11 protein-coding genes are annotated in these 12,132 nt (G+C 56.3%); 7 read left to right on the forward strand and 4 right to left on the reverse strand.

The genetic code is table 11. The annotated features are described in order from the left end of the window. Positions 1 to 78 precede the first annotated feature (78 nt). From ACXAFI_RS00755 to gcvH, 5 genes are all read left to right on the forward strand, one after another. A complete protein-coding gene (locus ACXAFI_RS00755; protein ID WP_475107279.1) occupies positions 79 to 1,044 on the forward strand; it encodes a rhomboid family intramembrane serine protease in 966 nt (321 codons plus the stop codon). A 63-nt stretch (positions 1,045 to 1,107) separates the two neighbouring features. After that, positions 1,108 to 1,836 carry an MBL fold metallo-hydrolase gene (locus ACXAFI_RS00760; RefSeq protein ID WP_475107280.1) on the forward strand — a complete coding sequence of 243 codons (729 nt, stop codon included), beginning with the start codon at positions 1,108 to 1,110 and terminating at the stop codon, positions 1,834 to 1,836. 169 nt (positions 1,837 to 2,005) lie between these two features. Continuing rightward, on the forward strand, positions 2,006 to 3,139 hold the full coding sequence (locus tag ACXAFI_RS00765) for a CNNM domain-containing protein (RefSeq protein ID WP_475107281.1): 1,134 nt from the start codon (positions 2,006 to 2,008) through the stop codon (positions 3,137 to 3,139). A gap of 204 nt (positions 3,140 to 3,343) precedes the next feature. Further along, positions 3,344 to 4,432, forward strand: coding sequence for a glycine cleavage system aminomethyltransferase GcvT (gene gcvT / locus ACXAFI_RS00770; protein WP_152455354.1), 1,089 nt, complete (start codon positions 3,344 to 3,346; stop codon positions 4,430 to 4,432). 67 nt (positions 4,433 to 4,499) lie between these two features. Further along, positions 4,500 to 4,886, forward strand: coding sequence for a glycine cleavage system protein GcvH (gene gcvH, locus ACXAFI_RS00775; RefSeq protein ID WP_152455352.1), 387 nt, complete (start codon positions 4,500 to 4,502; stop codon positions 4,884 to 4,886). 66 nt (positions 4,887 to 4,952) lie between these two features. On the opposite strand, the gene ptsP is transcribed toward gcvH, so the two are convergent. Further along, entirely contained in the window at positions 4,953 to 7,217 is a 2,265-nt protein-coding gene (gene ptsP, locus ACXAFI_RS00780; RefSeq protein WP_444920271.1) for a phosphoenolpyruvate--protein phosphotransferase, read from the reverse strand. Positions 7,218 to 7,306: 89 nt separating this feature from the next. Beyond that, complete coding sequence (locus ACXAFI_RS00785; protein ID WP_172975506.1) at positions 7,307 to 7,813, reverse strand: RNA pyrophosphohydrolase; 507 nt, start codon at positions 7,811 to 7,813, stop codon at positions 7,307 to 7,309. A gap of 339 nt (positions 7,814 to 8,152) precedes the next feature. Between ACXAFI_RS00785 and ACXAFI_RS00790 the strand changes: the two genes are divergently transcribed. Together ACXAFI_RS00790 and ACXAFI_RS00795 are read left to right on the forward strand one after the other, a co-directional pair. Beyond that, positions 8,153 to 8,818 (forward strand): histidinol-phosphatase, encoded by a 666-nt coding sequence (locus ACXAFI_RS00790; RefSeq protein ID WP_475107282.1) that lies wholly within the window; start codon positions 8,153 to 8,155, stop codon positions 8,816 to 8,818. Positions 8,819 to 8,900: 82 nt separating this feature from the next. Next, positions 8,901 to 10,058, forward strand: a complete 1,158-nt coding sequence (locus ACXAFI_RS00795; RefSeq protein ID WP_475107283.1) for an imelysin family protein — start codon at positions 8,901 to 8,903, stop codon at positions 10,056 to 10,058. Between the two features lie 54 nt (positions 10,059 to 10,112). Here ACXAFI_RS00795 and mepK read toward each other — a convergent pair whose 3' ends face one another. Then, a complete protein-coding gene (mepK, locus tag ACXAFI_RS00800; protein WP_152455340.1) occupies positions 10,113 to 10,646 on the reverse strand; it encodes a peptidoglycan L,D-endopeptidase MepK in 534 nt (177 codons plus the stop codon). A 315-nt stretch (positions 10,647 to 10,961) separates the two neighbouring features. Further along, the gene (locus ACXAFI_RS00805; RefSeq protein ID WP_475107284.1) at positions 10,962 to 12,122 is read right to left on the reverse strand and encodes a L,D-transpeptidase family protein; all 1,161 of its coding nucleotides are present in this window, start codon (positions 12,120 to 12,122) and stop codon (positions 10,962 to 10,964) included. Positions 12,123 to 12,132 lie beyond the last annotated feature (10 nt).

Consider the following 12,132-nt stretch of genomic DNA (forward strand, 5'->3'; position numbering starts at 1 on the left):
GCAAGGTGTCAGCTGGCAGGCTGACAATATTAGCTCGCCGTACATACCGGAAATGGTTGGTAATAAAGGTTTCCAGAATTGAGTCAGTGGATTTCTATTTATAGCTTCCCTCTATCCAAGGATCTCGGTGCGCTTGCGCGGTTTATTCAGCGCTACCAATTACCTCTACGTATCACCGAGGAAAAAAATCAGCAGCTATTACTCTGCCCGGATGCAGGTTTGGCGGAAATGCTTAAGCCTCTATTGCAACGCTGGGATTCTGGAGAGCTGGATCTCGATCAAGTGCAAATGCAGCGAATTGAAGACGGAGTGTCCGGTAGTGAAGCAACACAGGTCTCTACGGCAGCAACTGACTCCCAGGCTGGTGCTACTGAAGATAATCGCGATAAAAAAAATAGCGATGTAGTATCTGTCTTGCCGAGCTTTCCCCTGGATAAGACTCCCATCAGTCTTTTCTTGATAGCCCTGTGTTTTTTTGGCTGGTTTCTGCAGGTAAATAATTTAAGCAGTGGCCTGCTGATTTATCCCGATCAGAGCGGTGCGCACCCATTTTCACAGTCCTCACTGGCCTGGCATTTAGAGCAGGGGCAGTGGTGGCGATTGTTCACTCCGGCGATTGTGCATTTTTCCCTGCCCCACGCGCTGTTTAATGCCCTGGGCATCTGGATTCTCGGCAGGCCCATCGAGGCTCGCAGCGGGAGTGTTTTATTTGTTCTGTTGGTATTACTCGGCGCCGTCGCCTCCAACCTGGCCCAGTATTTTTGGCAGCCCGGGGTGCTTTTCGGAGGCATGTCCGGTGTCGTTTATGCCCTGGTGGGTTTCGCTTTGGTTTTACAGCGTTTTCAGCCTCTGTGGCGGGATATACCGGCGGGAATTCCCGCTGTAGCCCTGGTGTGGCTGCTATTGTGTGCCCTGGGCATTGTGACGCTGTTAACTGGGGTGGGGGTTGCCAATGCCGCTCATATTGGCGGGCTACTCAGTGGTCTGATAATTGCCCTTGTGTACTGTGCCCTGGGAGGCGTTCGGAGATTTGCCCCAACCTAGGCATTTCGAAATGATTCAGACATTCCTGGGATAGCTTGGATCTGGCGAGGATGGTGAGCCTCAATGGAACAGTTTGATATTGTACGAATACCAATATTTCCCCTGGGGATGATTAATGCCCACCTGATTTTAGGCTCAGACAGCAAAATATTGGTGGACTCCGGGGTGCCCGGCTCCGAGGAAAAAATAGGGCGATCTCTGTCGCGGCTGGGGCTCTCTTTTAAAGATATTGATCTGATTGTTGTTACCCATGCTCACGCAGATCACGCTGGCAGTGCCGGAAAACTGCAGCAATTATGTGCTGCTCCAATCCTTGCCCATCGGGGAGACCTGGCCTATTTTCAGCAGGAAAAGGCGATGACCTATTGTGCTACCGGCTGGTTTGGCCGGTTGCTACTGAAATCGGGAATGCCGCTACGCCCCTACGATCAATTTACTCCGGATATTCTGCTTAAAGACCAGGAGGTTTTTGACCTTTCTGAATTCGGAACAAGCGGTGTTGTTTTTTCAACACCGGGGCATACCCAAGGCTCTATATCTATCACCCTCAGCGACAAGCGCGCACTGGTAGGTGACCTGGTGGCTTCGGGAATCTTCCTCGGTGGCATTATGCTGACCGGCAGGGCGCGCCAGCCTCCTTTTGAGGAGAACCCTGTGGAAGTCGCCAGGCAGTTACTACATTTGCTCGATAAGGGGCAAGAGACCTTTTACCTGGGGCATGGAGGGCCCCTGCCAGCACGGGAGGTGAGACGCTATGCAGAGCGGATATTGGGTGAAGGGAAAGTGAGATAACCCTTTTCTTATAAAACCTACTCTTCCCGCAACTTAATAAAACTGGTGTCCGCTCAGATTTCACGCATCTAGATAGATTTGTGTTTGGGATTATTACCTGATTTTAGACTTGTTGTCTCACCGACAGTGCGCAAGAATTCAGCTCTAATTCTGCTGTAACCAGGGACATATGTTTCTCTTAATTACCTATATTTTTATCGCTCTCGGCTTTTCCTTTTTGTGTTCGATTGCCGAGTCGGTCATTCTCAGTGTCACCACGCCCTATGTGAGGCTGCTTGAGCGGGAAGGACATAAGGCGGGACCTCTGCTGCGAAAGCTAAAGGGGGACATCAATGCGCCCCTGGCCGCGATTCTTACCCTGAATACCATTGCCCACACCGCTGGTGCCGCTGGCGCCGGTGCCCAGGCCGCAGCGGTTTTCGGCAATCAGTATCTGGGCATTGCCTCCGCAATCCTCACGTTGTTGATTTTGGTTTTCTCCGAAATTATTCCTAAAACCCTGGGGGCGGTTTACTGGCGCCAACTGGCTCCATTTACCGCTTATGCGCTGCGTGGACTGGTGTGGTTCCTCTACCCCTTCGTGAAGATGTCCGAGTGGCTGACACGGGGCTTATCGCACGGCCCCACCCTTACGGGCTTCAGCCGCGATGAGTTTGCGATTATGGCGGAGATCGGGGAGGCCGAAGGTCAGCTGGAGCAGCGTGAGTCCAGCATTCTGCGCAACCTGTTTTTTACCTTGCGCGATCACTCGGTGCGCGAGGTGATGACGCCGCGCACCGTAGTTTTCTCCCTGCCTGAAGATGCCACCCTGGCCGAGGTTTACGAAGAGGCGGAGAGGGGGCGCTTTTCCCGTATCCCAGTATATGAAAACCGCGATCAGGACTGCGTGGTGGGTTTTGTGCTCAAGCAGGAACTTCTACTCGCCTACGCCAAAGGGGAGGGTGATCGCAAACTGTCCGAGTTTCGCCGCGAAATGCTGATGTTGCCGGAGACGGCAACCATCTATCAGGCGTTCCAGAAAATGCTGTCGCGTCGGGTACAGATCAGCGCGGTGTTGGATGAATATGGCGGCTTGGAGGGGGTACTCACCCTGGAAGATCTTCTCGAGACATTGCTCGGCGAGGAGATTGTCGATGAAGCGGATAAAACCCCCGATCGCCAGGAGTTGGCCAAACGCCTGTGGCGCTGGCGCTCAAAGAGGCATGGGCTCAAGGTGGATGAGTCGGCCCAGCAGGAGCAGGATGCCGAGGAAGCTGGAGAAGGGGAGGAAGGCCGCGAAAGTCGACAGCGGCGCGAGGAATGAATTCAGCGCTTCCTGGATCGCACTTTTATACCGCTGCTAGCCCCGGCGGAATCTTTGACGGTCACCGGCATGCTGCACAGGTTTTGATTCCGGTGGCTGCTAGGCTTCTGTGCAGATATGTCGCAGTGCATAGCCCGCTGGCAAGGCCTGTACCCAAGCCGCTAGAATACGCCGCTTCGGAACCTGACGGACTGAGAATTTAAAATGGGAAACAGAACGCCTCTGTATGACACACATGTCGCTATGGGCGGCAAAATGGTGGATTTCGGTGGATGGGATATGCCGCTGCACTATGGTTCGCAGCTGGATGAGCACAACAAGGTGCGCACCGATGCGGGGATGTTTGATGTCTCCCACATGACCGTGGTCGATGTCGATGGCGCGGGTGCCCGCGACTACCTGCGTTACCTGCTGGCCAACGATGTGGCCAAGCTCGACGGCAATCCCGGCAAGGCACTTTACACCGGCATGCTGAATGAAAAGGGCGGTGTCATCGACGACCTGATCGTGTATCTGCGCGATCCCGGTTACCGAGTAGTAGTGAACTGCGCAACCCGTGAGAAAGATCTGGCCTGGATGAATAAGCAGGCGGAATCTTTTGAGGTGACTCTAACCGAGCGCCCCCAGTTGGCGATGATTGCCATTCAAGGTCCCAATGCCCTCAGCAAGACCAAAGAAGTTCTGGGCATCGACTGGACTGCAGCGATCGATGCGTTGAAAGTGTTCCAGAGCGTGGCCCGCGGCGAATGGTTTGTGGCGCGCACTGGTTACACCGGCGAGGACGGCCTGGAAATTATGCTGCCCGGCGAAGACGCCAGCGGTTTCTGGCGCGCTTTGGACGAGGCCGGTGTTGCACCTTGCGGCCTGGGCGCACGCGATACTCTGCGCCTTGAGGCGGGTATGAATCTTTACGGCCATGAAATGGACGAGGAGACCTCTCCTCTCATCGCCAATATGGCCTGGACTGTCGCTTGGGCGCCGGAGAGCCGCAACTTTATCGGCCGTGCGGTACTGGAAGAAGAGAAGGCCAAGGGCATCGAACACAAGCTGGTCGGCCTGGTTCTGGAGGAGCGCGGCGTCCTGCGCGGCGGGCAGTATGTGATGGTAGACGGTAGCGACGAGCGCGGTATCATCACCAGCGGAACCTTCTCGCCAACCCTGGGTTACTCCATCGCCCTGGCGCGGGTACCGGCTAGTGTCGGCGATACCGCCGAAGTGGAAATCCGCAAGAAACTGCAGCCGGTCAAGGTGGTTAAGCCCTGCTTTGTGCGCAACGGCAAATCGGTTATTTAAGCGTCGCACCAAAGGTGTAGGCGCCATTAAGACAATATATTCAGATGCTTAATCAAGGGATCACAGCATGAGCGAAATCCGCAACGAATTGAAATACCTCTCCAGCCACGAGTGGGCGCGATTGGAAGAGGACGGCACTGTTACTATCGGCATCAGTGACCATGCCCAGGACGCACTGGGTGACGTGGTCTATGTTGAAACGCCTGAAGTAGGCAGCACTTTGGCTGCCGGCGACGAAGCCGGTGTGGTTGAGTCTGTTAAGGCTGCCAGCGATATCTACTCCCCGGTATCCGGTGAGGTCGTAGAGGTGAATGAAACTCTGGAAGAGTCTCCAGAAACCGTAAACTCCTCTCCTTACGACGATGGCTGGTTCTTCCGCATTAAGCCCAGCGATGTGAGCGAGCTGGACAATATGCTGGATGCCGATACCTATCGCTCGGAGTCTGAGGACTAATTTCTCAAGCTCGATGAGTAAAAAAACCGCTGCCATTCGCAGCGGTTTTTTGTTTTTGGTGGGAAGTTATTCGGCGCTCACCGGGTGAAGAATGCCTTTCAGGCCGATCTTATGCAGAAACGCGCCCACGGTGTGTTCGATTTCTTCTGCACACTGCATCTGGATCACCTGTTGCAGAAGTAACTTGGTGTCCGCCTGGCGTACCGCACGCAAGGTTGCCTTTACCCGCGGTAGATTGGTGGCGTTCATTGAAAGCATGTCGTAGCCCATGGCCACCAACAGCAGGGCGCCGCCTGGCTCTCCGGCCAGTTCTCCACAGATGCCGACTCTGGTGCCCTCGGCGTGTGCGGTACTGACAATCTCCTGCAGGGCTCGCAATACTGCGGGATGCAGGGCGTGGTAAATATTGGCAACGCGACTGTTATTGCGATCCACAGCCAGTAGGTACTGGGTCAGGTCGTTGCTGCCCACCGAGATAAAGTCGGCCCGCTCGGCCAGTTCGCGAATTTGGTAGATGGCCGAGGGTACCTCCACCATGACCCCGAGCGGTGGCATCTCAATTTCATAATCTTCCTCCAGGAGTTCCCGGTAGGCCCGCTCAATCAGTTTGCGTGCGGCTTCGAGTTCATTCAGTCCGCTGATCATTGGAAGCATGATGCGCAAGTTGTCGAGCCCCTGGCTGGCCTTCATCATGGCGCGCACCTGTGCCAGGAAGATTTCCGGGTGGTCCAGGGTTACGCGAATTCCGCGCCAGCCCAGGAAAGGGTTGGTCTCCTCAATGGGAAAGTACGCCAGTGCCTTGTCGCCGCCCACATCGAGGGTGCGCATGGTGACTGGCATGGGGGCGAAGGCTTCCAGTTGTTCCCGGTAGATTTCCCGCTGTTCCTCTTCGGAGGGAAAACGGTCGCGCAAGAGAAAGGGGACTTCGGTGCGGAATAGGCCGACGCCTTCGGCACCGCGCTCGAGAGAGCGAGTGACATCGGCCATCAGTCCGGTATTGACCAGCAGCCGCACACGGTGCCCATCGGCGGTCTCAGCAGGCAGTTCGGCCAGATGGTCCAGACTGTGGGCGAGTTGCTCCTCCTCTGCGACGATCTCATCGTAACGGCGCTTAAGTTCAGTACCGGGATGAATATGCAGGTCACCGCGGTAGCCGTCCACCACCATATCGACGCCGTCGATAGTCTCATAGGGCAGGTCCTGCACGCCCATGATTGCCGGCAGCCCCATGGCTCGGGCGATGATGGCCATATGGCTGTTGGAGGAACCCTTTACCGAAACAGCCCCGATCAGTTTCTCTCGCGGCACCTCGGCCAACACCGCGGCGGTGAGTTCCTCTCCCACCAAAATGGTGTTATCCGGGTAGTCGCGCTCGCTGTTTTGTTGCTGGTGCAAGTGCATAAGGACTCGCGCACCTAAGTCGCGCACATCGGCGGCGCGGTCGCGGAAATAGGAATCGGACATGGCCTCAAAGCGGCGCACATGTTCGAGCATGACCTCGGCCCAGGCCCTGGGGGCGCTCAGCTGCTGCTGGATTCGATCGCAAACTTCGACGGCGAGAGAGTTGTCGTCGAGCATGCTGATATAGGCATCGAAGAGCGCGCGCTCTTCGCGGTTGAGCTCGTCCTTGAGGCGTTCGCCCACCTCGCGGATCTCTTCCCTGGCGGAAGTGAGTGCCTGGCGGAAAAGGATTAATTCCTCCTCGATATCAAGGCACAGGGAGTAGGGCACAGTGGCCAGGTTGGCCTGAGGGGTCACGATATGGGCGCGTCCGATTGCAACGCCGGGGGACGCAGCGATACCAGAAAAATGGGTTTCCTGGCGCTGACGGCGGATGGTGGCCAGCATGCCGGTGGCCTCGGCATGGGCAATGACTCCGGCAAGCTGGGCCGAAAGGGTAACCAAAAACGCCTCTTCCCCTTCGTCAAAGCGGCGCTGCTCCTCCTGCTGGACGACCAAGACACCGAGCACCGCGCGGTGGTGGATAATCGGTGTGCCGAGAAATGCGCTAAAGCGCTCTTCGCCAGTGGAGGGAAAATATTGGAAGGCGGGGTGCGCTTCGGCCTTTTCCAGGTTGATAGGCTCTTCGCGTGTTACTACGTTGCCTACCAGGCCCTCTCCCGGTGCCAGGGATACTTGCCCCACGGCGCTGGGAAGCAGGCCGTCGGTGGCCATCAGGACGTAATTGCCGGTTTCCTTGTCGCGCAGATATACGGAGCAGACGCGTGTGTGCATCACTTCGCGCACGCGTCGCACAATGATCTCAAGCACCGCAGGCAGGTCCCTGGCGGAGTTAACTTCCTGAACGATACTGCGCAAAGATCCGAGCAATGGCCTTTCCTCGCCAGTCAACGGAGAATATTACTGGCTCAGGAAAGCCTGAAGCCGGGTGGTACCGGAGCGCAGCGGGCACTTAGGGGTTATTCGCCCCGATCGCGCAGCCAGCGTCTCTCCAGCTGAATTTGTTGTTGGGCCAGCTCGGCCAACGCGCGCCGGTAAACCTCGCGTTTAAAAGTCACCACCTTACTGAGCGGGTGCCAATAGCTCACCCAGCGCCAGTGGTCAAACTCGGGCTTATAGCCATTATCAAAGCTGATGCAGGACTCTTCGGCCTCTAGTTTTAGTAAAAACCACTTTTGTTTCTGGCCGATGCACAGGGGTTCAGAGCGCCGGCGTATTAGGCGCTGTGGCAGGCGATAGCGCAGCCAGCCACGAGTACAGGCAATAAGGCTGACCTGATCGCGTGTAAGTCCGATTTCTTCGTATAGTTCCCTATATAGTGCCTGTTCAGGAGTTTCGCCTGGATTAATACCACCCTGGGGAAATTGCCAGGCGTCCTTGCCACCTACCCGCCTAGCCCACAGTGCCTGACCGCGGGCATTCAGCACAATGATACCGACATTGGGGCGGAAACCCTCTGCGTCTATATTGCTGCTGTTGTCGCCACCCTGTCCCCGGTTGCGATTGCTGCCGCTGGGGGTGTCGGTGCGATTTGACTGCTTGGCAGGCCTACGGCGGTTTCTTCGCCCGGCAGGTGCCGGTTTGCCGTCGCCCAAAATACCGTCCTCAATACTGTTGTGTGCTGCCGTGCGCTGCACTTACTTGTCCCGCATTGTTCCACAGAGGTGGGTTTACAGCAATTCAGTGACGCAGTCCGTGTGATGTGGGCAAGTGCGCGGTAAAATCGACCGCCACTGTAGCGGTGGTTCCTTTACCCTGGCGGTGAAATAGCCTTTGCGAATCTATAGTTTACGGGGGAGTTGGCGATGCACTTGGCAATTTTTGATCTCGACAACACGCTTATTGGCGGCGACAGCGATCACGCCTGGGGTGAATTCCTGGTGGAGCGAGAGCACGTGGATAGCGAACACTACCGCTTGAGCAACGATCGCTTTTATCAGGATTACCAGAAGGGTGAGTTGGATATCTTTGCCTACCTGGAGTTCGCCCTGGAGCCCCTGTCGCAAATCTCCCGCGGTCAGCTGGAAAACTTGCAAAGTGAGTTTATGCAGGAGGTGATCAGCGAGTTGTGGCTGCCGGCGGCACACGAACTTATTGGGGAACACCGCCGCAAGGGCCACCACATCATGATTATTACCGCCACCAATCGCTTTGTGGTGGAGCCGATTGCCGCGCGCCTGGGAGTGGATACCCTACTGGCGACTGAGCCTGAGGAATATGAGGGCCATTTTACTGGTCGCGTTGTGGGAGAGCCCTGTTACCAGGCCGGCAAGGTGTTGCGTCTGCGCCAATGGCTGGGGCAAAACCCCGAGTTCGCGGGCAGAGAGAAATGGTTTTACAGCGACTCCATTAACGATTTGCCACTGCTGACCGAGGTTGAACACCCGGTAGCGGTCGACCCCGATACCCGCTTACGCGCCGAGGCCCAAGCGCGAGGTTGGCCGATTATCAGCTTGCGCGATCAGGGTTGAATGAAGGTTTTGGCCAAATGACAACTGTGGCCTTGGAACAGATGAAAAGAGGAATTGAGTGAAAGGATATTGCCCTCGGTCTATGACCACAGCCCTGCTGCTGTGCGCACTGATTTTCATTAATGGCTGTGAACAGAGAGCCCCCCAGCCACTGAAGGAAGAACAGCGGGCCCCGGCGACTCAGCAGGTTGATGAAAAGGCGGCCTCGGATCTCTCCCTGGCAATTTGGCAGGCGGGGCAGGCCCAGGTGTTACATGCTCATGCTTCAGTGGAAACCCTACAGCGGGCAGTGGAAGCGCTGCTGGCACAGCCCAATGAAGATCAATTGGAGGAGGCCAGGCTAGCCTGGCTGGATGCGCACCGAGAGTTCGCGGCAACCCTGCCCTATATTCAGCTGGCTTTTTCTCCCTCAGACCTGCGTGGTCAGGGGCGCAAACTGCTGTTGGCACTGGATAGCTGGCCCGCCCAGCCCGGTTACCTGGACACCGTGCCCGGTTATTCCGATAGCGGCATCGTCAATGACACCGCTATTGAGCTGACTCTGGCAAATCTGCGCAAGCAACACCGTCTCACCGCACATGAAGAGGCGAGCACTGGTTTTCATGCGCTCGAAGTAATGCTCTGGGGGCCCACTAGCGAGAGAATGGCGGAAGACTTTGTCGCGGTTAGTGAGGGTGAGAAGCCCGAGGCCCTGGCGGCCAACCGCCGCCGTGAGCTGACCAGTTTGATCGCCAAGGGTATTGAAGAGGATATGGCTGGACTGGCGCGCCGCTGGCCCACTTCGGCCAACAATCTGTCCCGTGAGTACCTGGCCCTGGGCCCGGTAGCTCGATTGCAACAGATTCGCTCGGCGCATACCCAGGTTATCGATGAGCAGCTTTTGCGCCGTCTCCCCGAGGGTTCCGAGAGCGACGTGGAAAGCGGTCGCGCGGCGGATTCCAAGCAGGCCCTGCTGGCAATTATGGCAACCCTGCAGTCCAACTGGATTCCCACCGGGGGGGGCGGTTTGGCGGAAGTGCTACTCGACCGACACCAGGTCAATGCTCTGGAGGAGACCTTTTCGGACTTTGAAGCCCTGCTCTTGAAGATGGAAGACCCGTTCGAGCTGGCGGAGCTGGGGCAATTGGCGAAGGCGCGCAAATTGCTGGAGCGGATGGCGGGTTTAATGACCGGTACCACAGAGGTGCCGGTATCGAAAAAGGATGTGATGCCGGTTTCGCTACCGGCAACGGAAGACTGATTTATACGAAAAACCCCGGCAAAAGCCGGGGTTTTTCGTAAGATATCTGCAGTCTTACCAGCGACGTACAGGACCCGTGTCCACGTGTACGAAGTTGCTCTTCGGATAGTAACCGACTCCGCCCGCCTTCAGGTTCAATGCCGCCTGTCTTAGTTTTGACAGAGGGACACCGGGCATCCGGATATCCAGGGCCATACCGCGCGTATGATAACTACGCTTGGCAACACCCCGACCAGCAGCGCGTAATTTCGCATTGGTCTTGGGCGATCGGTACCCGGAGATAATCTCGATGGTACCGCTGTAATTGAACTTTTCCTTCAGCTTATACACGATATCAAACAGCTTCGGGTCCATACGAGTCACTTCGTTGGCGCGGTGGTCCCGCAGTAGCTTGTTGAACTTTTTCAAGCCACCACTGCTGTAATTCCCGTTGCTCCAGTAGGCGGCCTCCAGCTTCTCCCCTGTGTGCAGGTTACGCATCTTCAGGGTGCGGGAGCTACCTACTTTCGCGAAAGTCGGCCCGGCGCTGACCGCCGCCGCAGTTGCGCAGGTCACTGCCAGGAATCGACGTCTGGATGGATTCTTCATAATTCCGCCTCGTCGTTAAATCTCTTCGGTGTGCCCTTGAGTGGGCGCATCCGGGTACGGCGGAAAATGTACAAAAAATAACCATTTGTTACAAATTGTGACCTGCTAATTAGGAAATATTTGAAAATTCGGCTGGTAAATTTTTCCCTGGCGGCTAGCTCTTTCGAAACGCTTGTCGCTAGTCACGAGAAGTGGGCACTAGAAACAAGAGACAGCGTTGTCATTAATAGATAAAGCGTAAAAAAACATTTTTTTTGCGACTGAATAGTTTTAAACGGTGTCTGAAGCGCTTTTTGGGGGCATCTTGGCGGGAAGCTATTGATCCTTGTGGTAGATATCCCGGCGGAATTGGGGGCGCCCTTCGGCGTCGATCCAGGCTGTCATGTATACGATAAAGAGTTTTGGGGCGGGCTTAATCGACACTCTCAGGGGTTCGGCGCCTGTTGCGGCTTCGGCGATGCGGGTCCTGTCCCAGCCCTGGGCTTGAAGCAAGCTGTAGGCTAATTCCTCGGGCTGCTGTAGGCGCACACATCCGTGGCTAAAGGCTCTGTGGTGCTCGGTAAAAAGGCTCTGTGCCTGGGTGTCGTGCAGGAATATGGCTTGCTTGTTGGGGATAACAAATTTCACTTTGCCGAGTGTATTGTCCGGCCCACTGACCTGGCGCAGGGTGGCATGGCCACCGGCAGCCCGCTCCAGGCTCTCATCGGTGATAGGAGAGGTTTTGCCACCGCGATATTGAATAACTCGATAACCGCGGCGGTGCATGGCGGCCGGGTTGTGTCGCGCTTTGGGTAGCAGTTCTGTGATCAGAATACTGCGTGGCACTGTCCAGGTGGGGTTGAATACCACACTGGTGATACGGGTGTGTAAATTGGGTGTGCGGCTGCTGTTTTTGCCCACTACGGTTTTCATGTCGAGTTTGATACGTCCATCTTCCACCAGCTGCAGGCGGTAATCGGGCACATTTACCAATACATAGCGCTCTTCCTCTAGAGGAGGGAGCTTGTCCCAACGCAGTGCATTCCTCGCCATTTGCTCAGCTCTCTCGATGGGGGAAACCGACAGAGCTGCGAGGGTCGCCCCCTCTGCAATACCATTCGGAATGAGGCCGTGGCGACGTTGGAAGCGCTCAAGCGCTGACTGGAGTGCGCTATCGAAGCGCATAGGGTCCTTTTGCGGCGCGGAAACCGGACCGGGTTGGCCGCGGTAATCCCCGTAGAGCTCGAGCAGTTTACGAAGTTGCAGTACTCGTTCGCCCCTATCCCCGGCTTGCAGTGGCCCCCCTTGCGGAACCGGGCGCCAATATTTCGCTAGGGTTCGATAATGGAGGGCCTCGCTGCGCAGCTGCTCTCCCATCAGGGCGATATTCAGGGCTGCGGCTTCCCTGGAAGTCTGGCCACTATGTATCGAGGCTGCAGAGGTTATGGCCACTGTCAGCAGGGCGATTAGCCCTAGGTGACGAGGATACCAAGCCATTGTGAACTCC

The sequence above is a fragment of the Microbulbifer sp. ABH2_005 genome (assembly GCF_056160005.1).